This is a genomic window from Campylobacter sp. RM12651 (assembly GCF_022369475.1).
GTDB lineage: Bacteria > Campylobacterota > Campylobacteria > Campylobacterales > Campylobacteraceae > Campylobacter_E.
In genome coordinates this window covers 126,235-143,504 of sequence record NZ_CP059600.1, presented here as the reverse complement: position 1 = coordinate 143,504, position 17,270 = coordinate 126,235, and the positions used below count along the sequence as shown (strand labels likewise).

16 protein-coding genes and 1 pseudogene are annotated in these 17,270 nt (G+C 26.4%); 4 read left to right on the top strand and 13 right to left on the bottom strand.

Features of this window, described 5'->3' with window-relative positions; translation table 11 throughout:
* Positions 1-864 precede the first annotated feature (864 nt).
* Positions 865-1,092 (bottom strand): annotated as a pseudogene (locus tag AVBRAN_RS00700) (helix-turn-helix transcriptional regulator); the annotation flags it as partial.
* Between the two features lie 121 nt (positions 1,093-1,213).
* Here AVBRAN_RS00700 and AVBRAN_RS00695 point away from each other — a divergent pair.
* The 3 genes from AVBRAN_RS00695 to AVBRAN_RS00685 all read left to right on the top strand — a co-directional run bounded on the left by AVBRAN_RS00695 (position 1,214) and on the right by AVBRAN_RS00685 (position 3,753).
* Positions 1,214-1,555: a hypothetical protein gene (locus tag AVBRAN_RS00695; RefSeq protein WP_239803294.1), complete on the top strand. Its 342-nt coding sequence runs from the start codon at positions 1,214-1,216 to the stop codon at positions 1,553-1,555.
* A 6-nt stretch (positions 1,556-1,561) separates the two neighbouring features.
* A complete protein-coding gene (locus AVBRAN_RS00690; RefSeq protein WP_214117652.1) occupies positions 1,562-1,927 on the top strand; it encodes a hypothetical protein in 366 nt (121 codons plus the stop codon).
* Between the two features lie 743 nt (positions 1,928-2,670).
* Entirely contained in the window at positions 2,671-3,753 is a 1,083-nt protein-coding gene (locus AVBRAN_RS00685; RefSeq protein WP_239803293.1) for a hypothetical protein, read from the top strand.
* Positions 3,754-3,824: 71 nt separating this feature from the next.
* On the opposite strand, the gene AVBRAN_RS10980 is transcribed toward AVBRAN_RS00685, so the two are convergent.
* Positions 3,825-3,950 carry a hypothetical protein gene (locus AVBRAN_RS10980; RefSeq protein WP_275591988.1) on the bottom strand — a complete coding sequence of 42 codons (126 nt, stop codon included), beginning with the start codon at positions 3,948-3,950 and terminating at the stop codon, positions 3,825-3,827.
* Between the two features lies 1 nt (position 3,951).
* Positions 3,952-4,098: a hypothetical protein gene (locus tag AVBRAN_RS00680; RefSeq protein ID WP_239803292.1), complete on the bottom strand. Its 147-nt coding sequence runs from the start codon at positions 4,096-4,098 to the stop codon at positions 3,952-3,954.
* A gap of 83 nt (positions 4,099-4,181) precedes the next feature.
* Between AVBRAN_RS00680 and AVBRAN_RS00675 the strand changes: the two genes are divergently transcribed.
* The gene (locus AVBRAN_RS00675) at positions 4,182-4,517 is read left to right on the top strand and encodes a hypothetical protein (RefSeq protein ID WP_239803291.1); all 336 of its coding nucleotides are present in this window, start codon (positions 4,182-4,184) and stop codon (positions 4,515-4,517) included.
* On the opposite strand, the gene AVBRAN_RS00670 is transcribed toward AVBRAN_RS00675, so the two are convergent.
* From AVBRAN_RS00670 to AVBRAN_RS10970, 10 genes are all read right to left on the bottom strand, one after another.
* Positions 4,502-4,753 carry a hypothetical protein gene (locus AVBRAN_RS00670; protein ID WP_239803290.1) on the bottom strand — a complete coding sequence of 84 codons (252 nt, stop codon included), beginning with the start codon at positions 4,751-4,753 and terminating at the stop codon, positions 4,502-4,504. The genes AVBRAN_RS00675 and AVBRAN_RS00670 overlap by 16 nt on opposite strands.
* 122 nt (positions 4,754-4,875) lie before the next feature.
* Positions 4,876-5,538 carry a SprT family zinc-dependent metalloprotease gene (locus AVBRAN_RS00665; RefSeq protein ID WP_239803289.1) on the bottom strand — a complete coding sequence of 221 codons (663 nt, stop codon included), beginning with the start codon at positions 5,536-5,538 and terminating at the stop codon, positions 4,876-4,878.
* A gap of 77 nt (positions 5,539-5,615) precedes the next feature.
* Positions 5,616-5,954 (bottom strand): DUF4357 domain-containing protein, encoded by a 339-nt coding sequence (locus tag AVBRAN_RS00660; protein ID WP_239803288.1) that lies wholly within the window; start codon positions 5,952-5,954, stop codon positions 5,616-5,618.
* 219 nt (positions 5,955-6,173) lie between these two features.
* Complete coding sequence (locus AVBRAN_RS00655; protein ID WP_239803287.1) at positions 6,174-6,413, bottom strand: hypothetical protein; 240 nt, start codon at positions 6,411-6,413, stop codon at positions 6,174-6,176.
* Positions 6,414-6,509: 96 nt separating this feature from the next.
* Positions 6,510-8,330, bottom strand: a complete 1,821-nt coding sequence (locus AVBRAN_RS00650) for a hypothetical protein (protein ID WP_239803286.1) — start codon at positions 8,328-8,330, stop codon at positions 6,510-6,512.
* A complete protein-coding gene (locus AVBRAN_RS00645; RefSeq protein WP_239803285.1) occupies positions 8,323-11,664 on the bottom strand; it encodes a DEAD/DEAH box helicase family protein in 3,342 nt (1,113 codons plus the stop codon). The genes AVBRAN_RS00650 and AVBRAN_RS00645 overlap by 8 nt, the downstream gene beginning before the upstream one ends.
* A gap of 37 nt (positions 11,665-11,701) precedes the next feature.
* Positions 11,702-12,340 carry a hypothetical protein gene (locus AVBRAN_RS00640; RefSeq protein ID WP_239803284.1) on the bottom strand — a complete coding sequence of 213 codons (639 nt, stop codon included), beginning with the start codon at positions 12,338-12,340 and terminating at the stop codon, positions 11,702-11,704.
* Positions 12,341-12,869: 529 nt separating this feature from the next.
* On the bottom strand, positions 12,870-15,743 hold the full coding sequence (locus AVBRAN_RS00635) for an HsdR family type I site-specific deoxyribonuclease (protein ID WP_239803283.1): 2,874 nt from the start codon (positions 15,741-15,743) through the stop codon (positions 12,870-12,872).
* A gap of 170 nt (positions 15,744-15,913) precedes the next feature.
* Positions 15,914-16,429 (bottom strand): transglycosylase domain-containing protein, encoded by a 516-nt coding sequence (locus AVBRAN_RS10975; RefSeq protein WP_275591987.1) that lies wholly within the window; start codon positions 16,427-16,429, stop codon positions 15,914-15,916.
* Entirely contained in the window at positions 16,426-17,265 is an 840-nt protein-coding gene (locus AVBRAN_RS10970) for a transglycosylase domain-containing protein (protein ID WP_275591986.1), read from the bottom strand. The genes AVBRAN_RS10975 and AVBRAN_RS10970 overlap by 4 nt, the downstream gene beginning before the upstream one ends.
* Positions 17,266-17,270: the final 5 nt, after the last annotated feature.

The following is a 17,270-nucleotide window of genomic DNA, read 5'->3' as shown; positions in this document are numbered from 1 at the left end:
TAAAAATAATCTATTCATATATTCATAAAAAATACCGCTTCTATCAAAGCAAATAATTTGAATATAAAAAGCTATAAAAGATATTAGAGTGATTATTTTTGTAATTGCTCTAATGTTTGATTTATAGTGATTTAATAAATAAAATATATCAATATAAATAATAGGCATTATTATTATGCTAAGTTCAGTTAATGCCATTATAAACACTATTCCAACGATAAAAATAGTTAAAACAATAGTAATACCAAGATAAAAACTAAAAGGTATTATCAAATTAGTCTTACTAGCAATTGAGCTAAAATCTAAAGTTAAAAAATAAGCTAAAGAGCGTTTTGGAGTAATCTCATTAAAATGCCTTTCTTTTATCATTGATAAAATCAGTGCAAGTATGAAAAAAATAATAAAACCAATGGCTTTATAACCAAATGAAAGCATAAAATTATCTTCTAAATAAACCCTAAGCCAATGAAAGCATACTAAATAATAATCAATAAGATAAAACGCTATTATTACAATCATAGTTTTGATTATTTTATTTTTTGTGATTGAATTAAGCCTTTGTAAAGTGCTAAGAATTAGTATAAAATCAATAGCAAGATAAAAATTAGCATATAAACCCTGAAAAACAATTTGAGAATAACTCATAAAATCATTTTTAATAAAAGTAAAATCTACATTATTAGCTAAAACTAAACGCACAAATCTTGAAAACTCTATCAAACAATAAAACAAGCCAAAAGCTAAAATCGGAAAAATAAAAACCATAAAGGCATACGAACGCCTACTCATAGTAGCTCTTAAATCAAAATTAGCTACATTAATCAAAGCTTCTTTTATGCAATTCATTTTGTATACCCCCCCCATTAATAACTCGCAAATATCAACGCCTAAAACCTTGCTAATATTATAAATATGCTCTAGATTAAAATGTTTGCCGTTTTTGTTGTTTTCGCAATTTGAATAAAAGGCTATTGATTTTATGCCTATACTTAGGGCTAAATCTAGTTGGCTTATGTTTTTTTCGGTTCTAAATTTTTTAACATTACTTGATACTAATTTATAAAATTCTTCTATTTCTTCAGTGTTTTTCATACATTATCCTATAGGTAAAATCTAATAATTTAAACGATATAAAAATTTAAAATCTATACCCTATAGGATAAATTAATTTATTTATGATAAATTTGCTTTTAAATTTATTTAAGGAGAAAAAATGAAAAAATTGTTTTTATTTTCTTTAGTTGCATTAGCTTTTAGCTCTTGTGCGGCTATTGATAATTTCACAACCTATACTGAAGGCACTAAGATTACCCAAGATGAGCTTGATAGCATTGTGATTAATAAATCTAGCAAAAGTGATTTGGAAGAGAAATTCGGAGCACCTAGCAGAATTAGTTCTTCTAATGAATGTGAAATGTGGCATTATGATTTCGTTAAGATTAGTTCTTTTAGCCCAAATATAAATGATTCTAATGTTTTTTGTATCAACAAAAAAGGCATAGTAATTAAAAAACTAAAAGCTAAAACAAAAAGCAATAATCCATTATTAAGGTAAGAAATTATGAAAGATTTTTTTAATAAAGCATTTAAAGGACTTAATCCTAGTTATTATTTTAGACATTTATTTTTTGGCATTGTAATATCTGTTTTATTTTTTATGTTATTCGCTAACTTAGTCGGTAATATAGTTGCTCCTATTTTTGTTGGTATTATTAATGCTTTACTTTATCCATATTCAAGGTTTGTTTATGAAAGTATTGTGAATTTTATTATGGGAAATAATGTATTTTTCTTTCAAGGCAAATTATTTTTAATATATTGGTTTATTAAAATTTGGATAATGCTTTTGTGTTGGGGATTGTCTATTGTTATTGCTCCTATTGGATTAATATATTTATATTATTACCACAGCAAAAATCAAAACTAAAATTTGGCTTTTAAAGCCAAATTTTATATGTTATAGTATTGATAAATGGTATCCATACAAGTATTTTAATACAGATTTTTTACTAAAACAATTATTAAAAAATAACTTCTTACTACTAGCCCACAAATATATTTTCATTTTTAGAACATAATTAATAAGTAAGCATTAATAAATCTATGTTGTGTTGTAGCTATTGAATATTTATCTTTTATTATTAAAGGTTTTAATCATTTCATTGTTATAAAAATCTAGCTAAATTTATTAGAAATATTTTTTTATAACAATTATCAAATAGCCTTATTTTATTGACTACACTTAAGATTATTTTTTAACTACAATTTGTGCTTTTTAACGAATTTAAATCAAATTCTAAGATACTTTTCATAAATTACACTAAATCACCATTAAAAGCTCTTTTATATTTTAGCCAATCTTCTATACAAATTCTTTTAAACTTCAAAACCTCATCAATTCTTACTATAAACTAAATAATCCCAAAAACTAGATTTGTATCTAATAATTTTAAATTAAAAAGACAACACAAGGATTTATAAAAATTATCAAAATATAAAACTACAAATTTATATAAGATTTGACTTTTGACTAACGATTCTAAAATTACAAAATACATTTTCTTACTTTTTTGTAAAAAGTATTATTGCATTTACTTCACAAACAATAACCAAATAAAATTCACAATATATTAATCTGCTACAATATAAAAAAATATTTAAAGGTTGAAAATGAGTATAAAAAAATACAAAAACAAAACTATAGAAATATTTAAAAGTATTTTTCTATTTTTGAAAAAAATCTACAAATGGATACAAGAAAAACTTGCAACGCCTATAAACAAAGAACAAAATGATGAAGATTTTTTCCAAACTAACAGAATAACAACAAGATGGATATATAAAAATATTAAAAAATATGGACAAATATCTATTGCTTTAGGGCAAATTTTATTATTTTTAATAATTGCCGGTTCTGCTTTTAATTATGGTATAGTATATGTTTTTAAATTACAATACCCACTAGAACTTACATTTGAGCAATTTTTGACTTTTGGTTTTTCTAACTTAGTTTGGTCTATATTTTTAATATTTATTTTATATATTTCAACTGAATTAGTATGGCAAATTAAAAATATAAAAGAAAAGAATAAAACAATAAAATTGATTGTTTGTATGCCTTTGATATTTCAAATATTATTAGTATGTTTATTAAGTTCTTTAATATTTTATTTTTTCTATAAAAAACAACTTATACCTATATTAATTGTTTTATCTACAACCATGCTTTTATCGTATTTTGGAATATTATGGAAAGGAAATAAAAAAAATATAAATAGCATAAGAATAATCATATTGTTTATATCAGTAGCTATTTTTACTTTTTCTGAAATAAATACTTTATCTCTTTCTGGAATAGGAAACTATAACGCTACAATAATGGTTAATAAAAATAGTTTTATAAAAGATATGTTTGATGGTTTTTATGACAAAAATAACAAATATCATTATAAAGGCGAACATATTGAGCTAAAAGATGTGAAAGTATTATCAACTTTAGGAGATATTGCTTATGTGGAATTATGTAGTGAAAATATGGAAATGGGTAAAACATTAGAAAAAAATTGTAAAAAAACCATAAAGGTTGAACTTATCAAAAAAGACATTCACATAATAAGAAATGGTAAAAAGCAAAATATTGCTAATACAGAAAATAGTAGCAATAAAACAAACAACGAAAGCAAAGAACAAAATGAACAAGATTTAGAAAAATCTAAAGAGAATAAAAAAGAAGAAAGCACTACAAAAAAATAACTAGAATTTGAAAATAACAATCTAATTATATTCAATTATTACAAAGCTAGCCTATAGGCTAGCTAAATATATTAATCATCACCTAAATAATCTTCATTATTTGGATTATGTGCATCAGCCCAATCATCCATACAAGCATCGTTATTTGGATTATTAATATCTGACCATAAATCTAATTCTTCTTGAGACATTGCCATTTTATTCTCTTTTTTTATTGCTATTTTTATTAGCTGCTCTTTGAGCTCTTGCCGCAAAACTATCTTTGCTTACAATACCACCATTTCTCTTAGCCTCGCTTGATTGAATTCTTGCTGCTGCTTCTTTATCCATCGCGTTTTTATTCATCGCGTTCTCCTTAAAAATTATTTTAGTTTTGCAAAACTTACAAAATGATATAATAATAACCAGGGACATTTGGGGACAAAAAAATGAAAACAAACAAAGAAATAGCAGAAGAACTTAAGGAAAAAATAAAAAATTATATTATCATCAACAATACAACTCTTGCTAAAGTTGCTAAAGAATTAGCAGAGCAAGTAGAAAATTTAACATCTAATGAAGATATAAAAAATTTTTATGACTCATTTAAAAAATTGTTAGACAGAGATAGTAACAATCCAAGACGTGATACTATAGAAAAATTGCAAAAATACTATAATTATTTAAGCCCCCAAGATAGATTTGAATTCGAAAGACAAGTTCTTGGAGATGATTTTGTTAATTCTAGACTAAAGTATAGAAATCAAAATTACTTCTCACAATAATTTAAATTTTTATCAAATGTTTTATTAAAACCTTTACTATTTTCATAATAAGGGTATTTTTTTTGTGTCAACTTCAAAGCACATATACACTCTTGCTTATTAGCTGTAAAAAGTAAGACTCCAATACAAGAATTAATAATTGCATATTCTTGTTCAATAGAATATCTATTTTCATAAGCTAAAACAGTACTATTTAAAATACTAACTAAAATTAAACCTAGTGAAAGTTTTTTCATTTTATTCCTTTGAATTGATATTAGAATTTTAATTTTATTAAAAAACTCTAAAATAAATATTAAAATATTTAATGGGTTAAATAAAATTAAAGCTTAATGTAAATATTTTTAAATTTCTTTTTCTATTTTAGTAATTTTATTCGCTCGTAATAATCAGGCATAAATCCTAAAAGCGTGGCATAAAAAGCCTTTGAGTGATTAGCGTGATAAAGGTGTGTTAATTCGTGCATAATCACTGCTTCTATTGCTAATATATCTTTTTTAATTAATTCGGTATTTAAATTTATATAAGATTTTTTCGTATTGCAAGAACCCCAACGAGTTTTCATTTTTCGCACTTTCAAAGCTTTTATATCTTTACCAACAATCACACAAAATCTTTTTAAAATTTCGCTAAAGATTTCTTTTGATTGAATTTTATAAAAATCATTAAGTAATTTTTCTTTATTTTCATCATTTTCAAGACATTTTAAAATAATTTTATCATTGTGAATTTCTACATTTTTTGAAATTCCTAAATCAAATTCTAAAATATATTTTCGTCCTAAAAACAATACAAAATTACCACTCAAAAGCTCTGCTTTTTTAGTAGTTTTAAGCTCGTTTAATCTTTGTTCTATCCAATCTTTTTTAAGTCTTAAAATCTCATCAATTTTTGCTCTACTTATAAAATAAGGCGATACTACTTCAACAAGCCCAATCTCACGAACTTTTATAATAATATTTTTCACCCGCTTTTTAGTGATTTTTAACTCATAAGCCATTTTTATCCAGTATTTTTTCAAAAATACACCATAATTTCATTTATTTAGGCTAACTTTCAGGACTTAAACAAACGAAATTCTTATTTCAAATTCTTTTATCAAATAAGCTCTTTTAGGTTTATTCCGCTTTTGTTTTTCCAAGAGATAAGTCCATTTACGCTATTTCCTGTAATAAAACTCCCCGCCGATGAAGCACTAGCAAAAAACATATCTTCAAGCAAAATTCCATTATCATCTACTTTGGCATTTTCTATGACTTTTTTTACACTTGATGAAACATAATCATAATATTTTCTAGCTACTTCGTTACCTTTTAAAACTAAAAAGCCATTTTCCACCCTTTTACACATAATATTTTTAAAATACAGCATATCATCACAAATCATCACTGTATCCTTTGGTTTAGAAAATACAAAATACCCAAAAGTTTTACACATAAGTTTGGCTATATTTAAAAACTTTGCATTTGTTTTTCTTAACTTATGTTTTTGATAGTTGTGTCTCTAAGCTGTTTGTTATGGTGCAAATACCAGCTGTTTTTAAGTATTATAAAGAGTGTTTTCAAGATAGCTAATCTAAATAACGCCTAGTGAATTATCTGTTGTGGTGATAACTAATGCAACACTAAAAAAGTCTTTTTTACTATCGTCTAAATGCTATTTGAGTCTTTTTAAAACTCTACTTCCGTCATTTTTATAAATTGCTTGACCTACATAGATGAGATTATCCTTGCCTACTAGCATATAAACGCCACTATGATTTAGCTCTGCTCTATCGTCGCTATCTTTTATGAGTTGGCGTGGAAGTTTTAAAACCACTCCCGTCCAGTTTGAATAAGTGCACTTTATCCTACCATCCGCATCATCTATCAAATAATAAGTAATCGTTTTCCCCATATCTTGCCTTTGCTTTATCTTTATTTGCGTGATTTTAGCAAAAGAATTTAAAATAGGAATTTCGTTTATTTAGCATAAAAGTACATAAAATAAATTCTAGAAATTAGGTTCTTTTAGCTTTACATTATCTTCGCATTTAAGTCTTAAGCTATATTCATTTATATATTTAAATAAAAATGGTAACACACTAAGCTCGTTTAATCTCACAAAATTAACCGATAAAAGTTTTAAATAAATTTCAGGTTCTATTAAAGCATCATCATTTAAGCATTTTACCACTCTTATAGGACTTGCATTTACTATACTTGGTTTTAATCCTTGCCTTGAGTTTTTATCAAACACATCAGTTAACTTACCCACAAAATAATATAAATTATTTTCATATATAAAATAATTTAAATTTGTATTAGCTAAAAACATACTATCTTGATGATGAAGCTGCTGAAGCCTTGGATTTATAGTAAAATCAAGCATTTCATTAAGTTTTTTTACAAATGATTTTTTAATATCAAAATCTTTATTTTTTATGATTTTACTACCTGTGTGAATAGTGATAAATTCATCTATATCTTTAGCATTTTTACTATCTTTTATGTTATGTAATTTCGCAAAAATTTCTTGCGTATCAAACTCATTCTTAACACCATTTAAAGCATTGAAAATCTTATAAAAATCTCCCAGTGTAAAATAAGGTGTCTTAAAAATGCCAAAAATCTTGCCATTTATATCAATTAAGCCTTCGCAATCACTATTACATAAAGCCATATCTATAGGGAAGAACTCTTCGCTAAAAGATAATTTATCATCATTTAAACTAAGCTTTATTATCAAATCATCATATTTTTTATAAAAATTAGCCCTTAAATTTGTCCTAAAATCAAGGTTTAAACTATCTATATTTTTCTTAATCACTAGCTCATAAAGTAATTTATCAGGTTTAGCAATATCACTTTTGCAAACATGCTGAATATTTTGGTGAGTTTTGATTGTATTGTAAATATCTTCGCCTTCTTCATACTCACTTTTACTTTTAATGATAGCTATTGCGTTTTTGCTACTTTTTGAATTTATTTGTATGTTATTTAGATAGCTTTCAAGCTTTATTTTTAGCTTATCATTATCTGTAAAATTTAAAATCTCGCAACCATCTTGTAAACTTTCATGTAAATTAATTAAAAAATTATTGTTTTTAATATCAAATCTTTTAATATTTTCTATTTTTATAATATCAAAATCTAAATATTTTGATAACTTTTGTTTTGCTAAAACCAAAACATCATACAAAACCCCAACCTTTGATTTTTGAAAATTACTCAAACCATCAAAAGCCATAAATTTAATAGTATTTTTAGTATTTGGATTTAACTTTTTTTGCATATATGAATTTTTATTTTTCTTAAAATCTCTAACCAAAGTATCATTTTTAAAATTATAAGCATTTAATAAAAGTTTATTTTCTGGATAATATTTTTGCAAATCTTGATATTTTGAAAAACTCACAACATTTAAAGAAAAATCATAATTTTGCGAGATTTTAAGCTCTAAACCCACTAGCTCGTTAGCCACTTTTTTAAGGTTTAAAAAAATCCTACCTGAAGTATTGCTAAACCTTAAAAAATCACTTACATAGTTGTTTAAACTAGCAAAAAGCAAATTAACAAGCACATATTCATTAATCTCGCTAACTTTTGATGAGTATTCATTAAGGGTGATTTTTTCATTTTTTAAAAACATTACATAGCCATATTCTTTAGTATAAAATGAGCTTATATTTTTATATTTTTGCAAATACTCATCTATGCTATTAATGTTATTTTTTAGGTTTTTTTCGGCGTTTATTTTTAAGATTATAAAATCATTTTTAATATTTTCTAAGTTTAATTTAATATCCAATTTATTTATAAAAATCTCATTCATTATTAATCCAGCTTATGATTTTTTTAATGGTTTCTTTATTAGTTACTAGCTTATTGTTTTCTTTTTTTACAAGTGGTGATATAGCTAAAATATCTCCATAATAATTACATATTTCATCACCTAAAATATTTAAAACCACAACTTTTTTAGCATTTATAAAATCTTTTTTATCTTTTACTTTATTTCGTATTTTGTTATACTCAGCTTCTATAAAATTCCCCTGCCAGCTTTTAACATCTAGATAAACTCCATCTTGTATTATAAAATCAAACTTTTCAAAATCTTCAATTTTTTCAATCTCTTGTAATTTTTGCTCAAGCTCATTGTTTAGCACAAACTCAGCAAAAACTTCTCCTAAAAAACCCTTATATGTATCAAAAAACCCAATAGGTAAAATAAATTCCTTGCTAAAATCATCACTGTATTTTTTAAAAAAATACTCCTTAAATCCATCATATTTAAAAAGTTCTTTTAATATGGTTGAGTTTATACCAACTGTGTCTTTTTTATCTGTATATTCGTGTTTTTCTACTCCATAAGAATTTTTCTCATTATTTGGTATATATAAACTCATAATATCTTTTAAATACTCTGAATTACTATTAATATGTTTTATATCATCTTTGCTAAGACTTGGGTATTTTAAAAGTAAATGTCTTAGATGTTTATATTGCATTTGTTTTCTTTTGGTCCAAACATTATAGGTATTAAAAAATTTATCCACAAGAACAGCTGAATTTTTTAACTTTTTGTTGATTATATTAGAGTTTAAATCCTTGGTTGGTTTTTCATATTTTTTTAACTCTTGCATTATTTTAGTAGCTAGTGGATTTTGATTATTTGAGCTTAAATACCAGTTACAATCACACTTTTTGGCTAAATTTTTATCTATAAAAATATCTATTTGCTTAGCTTTATTATCAGTCCTATTTAGCCTACCTATAGCTTGGAGTAAAACTCTAGTCCTAAAAAGTCTAGCACTAAATGTATCTTGAAGACTACCTTTTTTAGAAGAATTTTTTGAACCTAAAAACATTTCAAAACTATATTTTATATGTTTATATGCTTCCTTTGAGCTAATTTCAGCTGTATTTTCAAGCCTTTTTATTTTTATAATATTTTTAAGCAATTCTTCATCATTTACATCAGAATTATCGTGAATAAAAAGCTGAGTAATATCTCCAAAATATGCTGATTCTATATCTTTAAAATCATCTTTATAAACTTCTTCATCGTCTTCATCTTCTTTATACTCTTTAAACTGCAAATTATGCCCAACCCCTGCTGTAGCATAAGCTGACATTATAAAAACATTGTTTTTCTTATCTTTTAAAAGCTCTAAATATTCATCTTTTTTCGCTTTAAAATTGCTTGCATCAAGCACTATTAAATAATAATCATTAATATCTTTATTAACAAATTTAACCAAAGTTTTAAAAACTTCTCTTATAGGACTTTCTTTTAAAATCTTATCATCCCCAACGCCTGCCATTCCTAGGTATAAAAACGAACGAATATTATCATTTGAAATAAAGCTATACATGCATTCGAAAATGTTTTTATAGATATTTTTATAATATTTAATTTTATTATCTGCTTTTTCTTTATCACTAGCAAACTGTGTATCAATAAATTTTAGCTTATTGTTAATAAATTGCATAAGCTCATCATTGTTTAATTTGTTTTCTAAAGAATTTGTATTGTTATTGTCAAGTAAAAAAACATTAATTTCACTACCATCAAAACTTTTATTTAATTCATCTAGCTCTTGCTGTTTTTTGTCCAAAAACTCATCAGAAAGATTTAAAAACCTATCTTTTAGCTCATTTTTAAGATAATCCATATCATAATTACATAAAACACTAGGTATATTTGCTGTGGCACTAAGCCCTATTACTAAAGATTTTTTTGCCATTGTTTGGATATATTGTTCGGGGCTAGAATTAACCCCTGTAAGCTCAAAAATCAAATTATCATTATCTGCTGCAGTTTTTCTTAAGCTAACAAACTCAAATCCATCTTCATAAAAACTAGGAATTCTTATAATCTCATCTTTACTTAATTTAGAAAAATGCGTCCCCTGTATGATATATGATAAAAAGCTTTTACTATCCCCCAACTCAAATCTTTTTAAGATGCTTGAATATATGTTATTTTTTGGGATTTCTTCTGTATGATTATCTTTTAAATATTTAGCATAATGACCACTCATTTCTAAAACAAGTTGCGTTAAACTTGTGATTATTTTATGGATATTTTTTAGCATTGACGGGATGAATATTTCACTTTTTTCATCTTTATCGTTGGTTAGATTTATGATGTATTTATTTTGCTGTTCGTCATATTTGATTGTGTAATTTTTGTCCGAGTTTATCATAGAATGAAAGCGAGAATAATCTCTAAAAAGATAGTCGTTTTTTATATCGTCTTTATAATCAAAACATGATTTTACTTTAAATTTTTCAGTGTTTTTATCCACCCATTTTGTAAATTTATCAAATGTAAATGCGGGATTTGATTTATCATGCTCACTTAAAGCATATTTTATACTTGCTGGATATTGCTCTTTGTTTAGTAAGCCATTGTGAAGATTTTTAATGAATTCTTTATAATCAAATTTTGTCTGTAAAGAATGCGAGATAATAATGTTTTCAATGCTATCTTTTGTAGCGTCAAACTCATCTATGATTATAATAGCATCTTTACTAAACTTGTGAAATATAAGCTCACAGCTAGGCTCATAAAAAAAATTAAATTTTGAAACAAATTTAGAAATAGTGCAAAAACAAACTTGATATGTGGTAATATCTAAACCTTTATACATCTGCCCAATGAGCGGAAAGCGTTTTTTTAGCTTATCTATGGAATTAATTTTTTCTTTTTCACAATAATTAGAAATGTTATATCTAAAGTTGCTTTCTAGCTCACTTAAAGGACCATCATAAGCGTTTTTATCTTTTATTACGCTTATATCTTTGATTGTTTTATTTATAGCATCTATATTTTTTTCTTGATTTTTATCTTTGGTATTAAAGTCTTTTTTCTTTATACCATTTTGCAAAATATACGATTTAAAATATTCTAAATTTGTTTCTAATTTTATAGCATTTTTACCTTTTAGCTTTTCTGTGTAATCCTTGTATGATTCATTTACATTATTTTTATTTGAAGTTAAAAAAAATATCTTTCTTTTTCCACCACTTCCTACATAATCAGCGATAAATTTTAAACTCTGATAAGTCTTGCCATATCCAGTCGGCAAATCTATGGTGCATAAGCCATTTTTTTCATCCTTTATCTTATTTAAATAATCATAAATCGCCGAATATTGCATATAATTATCCTTTTTATTATCTACTAAAAAATAAAAGTTACTTTATATTTTTTAATTTATTATCGGCTATCTTTTTAATCTCATTACACATTTCAATAATCGCTTCAATATACTTACTTTCCATCAACCTATCCCCAAAAGAGTCGCTTAACTTTATTTCTTTCATAACTGCCATTTTTGTATTTAAATCTTTAAAGATTTCAACAAGCTCTAAAGATGATGTTTTTGTCTTATTAACATTACTCATACTGTCTGTTCTTTCTTTTCTTGGTTTAATTAAATTTTTATTTGCAACTGTTCTATATTCGCTACTATAATATTCTCTTTTTTCTTCTATGTAATTAAAAAATATTTTCTTTTCATTAGAACTAATAGAGTTGTTTAAAAAAGCATCTAAAATATATTTTTTATTGTCATTTAAATACATACAAGAAATATCAACTATTGCTACAAGATAATTTAATACAGATTTTGTATTTCCTTTCAAATCTAATTTCTTATTATTGTAACATTGTATATATTGTTCTAATATAATGCTATATTTATCACAAAATTGACTATAATTAAAATCTAAATTGCTTTTTGATAAAATATAATTAACTCTATTATTATAAGTCTTTTTTGTCCCTTCTTCTGTCAAATTTTCATCAAAATACTTTATAAATAACTCTTTCATTTTTTATCCTTAATTATTAAAATAAACATTTTAACAAATTATAACATAAAATAAATAATTCAAATTATAAATTTGTTTTATTATTATATTATAGTATTTACTAATTTATTTTTACATTAAAAATTATTTTTTAAACTTATCTTTTTTTCACTTTAATAATATTATTTAATCAGTTATTTTTGTAATTCCATAATTCCTATGCTATTTTTCTTTTTTTTGTGTTATTTTAACAGTTGTATATTATTTGAATAAAAAAAATATATTTTCAAAGCAGATAATAAAATAGATTCTAATTAATATTTTGATTTTGAATGTTTGTATAAAAATATTTAGGTTTTATATTTTATATCTTTATAGATTTACCTATAAAAATAACTCAAAAAATCAAGAATTTAAAATAGGAATTTCGTTTATTTGGAATTTATAAATTTCGTTTATTTGGAGTTTTTTAGCATAAATACAGCACCAATTAATACCCATTCAAACAAGCGAAATTTATATCTCAAAAACCATAGCCTAAATCCACTAGCTACCCACCGCGTTTGCCTAGGTAGATTTTGATTAGGGAGTTTATGTAGTTTTCTATGTCGTTTAATTTGTTGATTTTTGTTAAAAATGGCAGCATTTTTACTATGAGTTCGGTTGCAATTTTGTTTTTGATACTTTCATCAAATTCGGGCACATTAGAAAACTTGCCAAACTCACTATCAAACAAGGCAATGATTTGCCCCACATCATCCTTATCAAAATCCCTAGCAAGATTACGCTCAAGTGGGTCATCAGCCAAATCCTTTTTAAAATCCTTAGCCAAATCACAGCTAAGCTTGTAAAACTCACTCTCGCTAAGCCTTTTTGCCCTATAATCTTCCAAAATCTCTTCTATTCTCGCACTAAATCTTACAAAAATTTCAGGATTTATCACTTCGTATTTTTTCACTTCTTTTTCTAGTGCATTTAACTTTCCATGAGCCTTCACCTCATCGCTAAAATCACTAGCCACCCTTGAAAAATCATCGCTTAATATATCAAGCGGTTCATTTAGCGTATAAATTTGCCCTACTTTTAAATGCTCATCTAGTAGCTTTTGCATACTTTGCTCGTATTCTTTTAGGCTAAAATCCTCAGCATAAAAGACCTGTGCCGAGCTTCTTAAGCTTAAGTATTTTTTAAGGCTTTCCTTGATTTTCTCCCTTTTATCTTCGCTTACACTTGCCCTTAGCTTACGAGTATTTAGCACCACCCCCACAAGGTTGCTAAACCTTGCTAAAACCTTGCAAAACCTATCCCTAAATGATAAATCCTTTAAAATCTTTAGCTTTTCTACTTCATCATCAAGCCCTGCAAACATCTCATCAAGCACAGCTAAGCTCTCCCACATATCATTCAAAGAGCCATCTATTTTAAAAACTGCCCCCACCAAATCACTCTCATCATACCCGCTAAGCGCGTCGTATCTACTAAGCGTGGTATCAAGCTCACTAAGAAGCCCTCGATAGTCTACAATTATCCCCTCATCTTTGCCCTCTTTTAGCCTATTTACCCTTGCTATGGCTTGAAGTAGGTTGTGTTCTTTTAGGTTTTTATCTATATAAAGTTTTTTAGCACAAGGAGCGTCAAAGCCCGTAAGTAGCTTATCTACCACGATTAGCAAATCCACTTTCCTATCCTTAAAATCACTCTTGCACTGCTCTTCATACTCTGCGTGATTTAGCTTTGCATACTCATCGCTTACCCATTTTTCTTGCTCGCCTTCGTTTTCTTCTCCTGCATTTACTGATATCACGACCCTAACTTCCAAATCCCCAAGCTCTTTAAAAACTTTATAATATTTCATCGCCTCAAACTTAGAATTAGTTGCAAGCATTGCGTTAAATGGCGTATTTTTAAGGCTTTGTTTGAAGTCTTCGTTTATATCAAGTGCGATGTATTCAAGCCTTGAAATTGATGTGTGAAGCTTTTTAATCTTTGAGCATTTTTGCTTGATTTGCTCTTTTTGCTCGTTACCAAGCCCAAGTGTTAGCTCATCAAATCTTTTTTCTAGCTCATCTTTATCGCTAAGACCAAGCTCTATCATTTTGTTTTCATACAAAAGTGGCAAGGTAGCTCCATCTTCTACTGCTTCGCCGATATTATAAGTATGCAAAAGTCCGCCGTATTTTGCTATGCTTGATTTTTCTTTAGATAAAAGCGGTGTTCCTGTAAATGCTATGATGTAGGCATTTTCGCCTAAGTTATCAAGCATTTGCATATGAAGTTCGCCGTTTTGGCTTCTATGGGCTTCATCTATTAGGATAAATCTTGTTCTGTTTTTTATGTCTTTTAAATCGCTAAATTTAAAAATCGTAGTCGTGATAAGCCCCACTCCATCATCGTTTAAAAGCTCGTTTAAATGGCTTGTGTTTTTGGCGTGGTGCAAGGTGTCAAGATTTGCCGTGCCGTTTATGGTCGCTGAGATTTGCTCATCTAGTTCTATTCTGTCTGTGATGATGATTTTTTGGGCGGTGCTATTTAGCCTAGCTAAGATATTTACTAGCATTAGCATTGTGTAGCTTTTGCCACTGCCTTGAGTGTGCCATACTAGACCGCCGTGCTTATCTTTGATAGCTTTTATCACTTCTTTTATGCCAAAGTATTGTTGATAACGGCTTGCGATTTTGCTTGTTTTGTCTTTAGACTTGCTAAAAAATATAAAATCACTTATAAACTCAAGTAAATTTCTAGGCTTTAAGATATTGTTACACAGCACTTTTACGCTATCATCGCTGCTTTTATCCTTAAAGACATTGTAAAATTTGCTAGGCGTTAGCGTTGTTCCGTATTTAGTGATAGTGCCACAACTTGCAACGCAAAGCTGAATGAACTTATAAAAGTTCTCAATCCTATCTGGGTGCTGGTGGTTTAGGAGTTGGTTTATCGCTTCGTTTGCTCCAACGCACGAGTTTTTAAGCTCAATGCTAACAAGCGGGATACCATTTACAAACAGCACCAAATCAATCCTAGTGCTTTTCTTTTGCTCGCTTTTGGCGTTTGCAAGGCTAAATTCTTCTGTGATTATGAATGAGTTTTTAGACGGATTTTCATAATCTATGTAGTTTATATGCCTTGAAGGTTTGCCTTTTTGCTCTAAGCCTTCGCCAAGTAAAATAAGCTTTGTGATGATTTCGTTGGCTGTAATTAGGCTGGTAATTGGGGCTTTTAGCTTGTTTATCATTATGATGAGTTCATCATCATTTAGCTGATAATTTGTCCTTAAAAACTCCTTAAGCTTAGCTAAAAGCAAAGGCTCGTTAAAGTCGTTTTGCCTAAGCTCGTTGCATTCTTTTTCGCTTAGATACTGCCAGCCTAAATCCTTTAAAGTCTCTATAAAATACGCTTTTACATTGCTTTCTATACTAAAATCCATCGCCACGCCTTTGAAATTTTAAATACATTTTAAACAACTTGCATTAATTTAGGCTAAATGCAAAAGCCCTTGCATGGTGGGAATTTATTTCGTGTATTTTTGTGGAATTTAAAATAGGAATTTCGTTTGTTTGTTTTTTTAAATAAAAAAATACTAACAAATTTAAAATTTCAATCATTTAAGCTATCAAACCATACATTTAATCTTTCCATATTATCTATATTTTTATAGCATTTTTGTATCTTACCTTTCTCAACATTTTGTTTATATAAACACAATATTTGCTCACAATCTTCTTTTGTTAAAATATTATTCTTTAGCAAATTATCTATCAAATCTATTACTTTTGGCAATAAACACCCACTTGTTACCGAAACTCTTTCAATTAAAATAAAACTCTTTGCTTTATTAAAATTAATTTTATTATTATCAAAAAAATAATTATATGCCTTAATAGCCCCAAAAATATTTTTATCAAATCTTACTGCTGCTAAATATATTTCAAGCTGTTCGTCTTTTTTTAAAATTTCATTCAACCAAAACCTACTAAATAAAATTTCTACAATTTTTCTTCTAATTTTTTTATCTGCAATATTTTCTATAAAAAGAGTTCTAAATAATTGCTGTGTAATCGTAGAACCACCTGAATATGGGAATTTATTTATATATTTAATATGCTTTATCAAAGGTATTTTTTTAATTGACTTAGCATAGCTCTTGATATAGCCTTAATATCTATACCCTTGTGAGACCTAAAATTTTTATCTTCAATAGCTATTAATATATCTTTTATATATTTTAAATCAATCTTTAGCCTATGAAACTCAAACTGAGCTAATTTTGCACGATATAAAACATGTTCAAAATTATCAACCAATTTAATATCTAAAATAAATGCAATAGCTTTCAAAACAACAAACTTTTTAGTTTCATTAATATCAAGAATTGAAAAAATATATATAACATTTAATATTGTATATAAAGTCAAAAATACTAAAACAGAATAGCATAAATTAACCCCTATCCAATGCAACATAAAAAACGACATACTAGCATACAAACACGGTATTATAAAATACAAGTAACTATATCTTAACTTAATACTAAAAGGCATATTAGCACCTTCTAACATGCCCTTTTTAAACAAAAACTCCTGAGAACCATAATTCATTCCAAGCATTCTTCTTAAGATTATAATTTTTCTTTTAGCAAATACAATATTTTTTTGTTTAGTAGCAAAATTTAAAGTAGTAATAATAAAAAAAATACTACTTAAAAAGAAAATAAAACCAACTATAAAAACCAAATCTTTTTCTATATTAAACTTTATAAAATCTAATTTTAAAAAAGCTAACAAAGAAACAATCCCGCTACAAACTAAAGTAATATACCTAAGAAAACTATCAAATAATTTTTCTTCACTTTCTAATGTTTTACAACAAAATTTATATTCTTCTAATGCGATATCTCTATTTTCTTTATTATTAAATTTATAAGTTGGAAAATACTGCTGCCAATCCATACAAT

Bases quoted from the DNA above. Each gene is read 5' to 3' on its own strand.
- AVBRAN_RS00695 (WP_239803294.1), top strand. From the start codon at position 1,214: ATGAAAAAATTGTTTTTATTTTCTTTAGTTGCATTAGCTTTTAGCTCT.
- AVBRAN_RS00690 (WP_214117652.1), top strand. From the start codon at position 1,562: ATGAAAGATTTTTTTAATAAAGCATTTAAAGGACTTAATCCTAGTTAT.
- AVBRAN_RS00685 (WP_239803293.1), top strand. From the start codon at position 2,671: ATGAGTATAAAAAAATACAAAAACAAAACTATAGAAATATTTAAAAGT.
- AVBRAN_RS10980 (WP_275591988.1), bottom strand. From the start codon at position 3,950: ATGGCAATGTCTCAAGAAGAATTAGATTTATGGTCAGATATTAATAAT.
- AVBRAN_RS00680 (WP_239803292.1), bottom strand. From the start codon at position 4,098: ATGAATAAAAACGCGATGGATAAAGAAGCAGCAGCAAGAATTCAATCA.
- AVBRAN_RS00675 (WP_239803291.1), top strand. From the start codon at position 4,182: ATGAAAACAAACAAAGAAATAGCAGAAGAACTTAAGGAAAAAATAAAA.
- AVBRAN_RS00670 (WP_239803290.1), bottom strand. From the start codon at position 4,753: ATGAAAAAACTTTCACTAGGTTTAATTTTAGTTAGTATTTTAAATAGT.
- AVBRAN_RS00660 (WP_239803288.1), bottom strand. From the start codon at position 5,954: ATGTGTAAAACTTTTGGGTATTTTGTATTTTCTAAACCAAAGGATACA.
- AVBRAN_RS00655 (WP_239803287.1), bottom strand. From the start codon at position 6,413: ATGGGGAAAACGATTACTTATTATTTGATAGATGATGCGGATGGTAGG.
- AVBRAN_RS00650 (WP_239803286.1), bottom strand. From the start codon at position 8,330: ATGAATGAGATTTTTATAAATAAATTGGATATTAAATTAAACTTAGAA.
- AVBRAN_RS00645 (WP_239803285.1), bottom strand. From the start codon at position 11,664: ATGCAATATTCGGCGATTTATGATTATTTAAATAAGATAAAGGATGAA.
- AVBRAN_RS00640 (WP_239803284.1), bottom strand. From the start codon at position 12,340: ATGAAAGAGTTATTTATAAAGTATTTTGATGAAAATTTGACAGAAGAA.
- AVBRAN_RS00635 (WP_239803283.1), bottom strand. From the start codon at position 15,743: ATGGATTTTAGTATAGAAAGCAATGTAAAAGCGTATTTTATAGAGACT.
- AVBRAN_RS10970 (WP_275591986.1), bottom strand. From the start codon at position 17,265: ATGGATTGGCAGCAGTATTTTCCAACTTATAAATTTAATAATAAAGAA.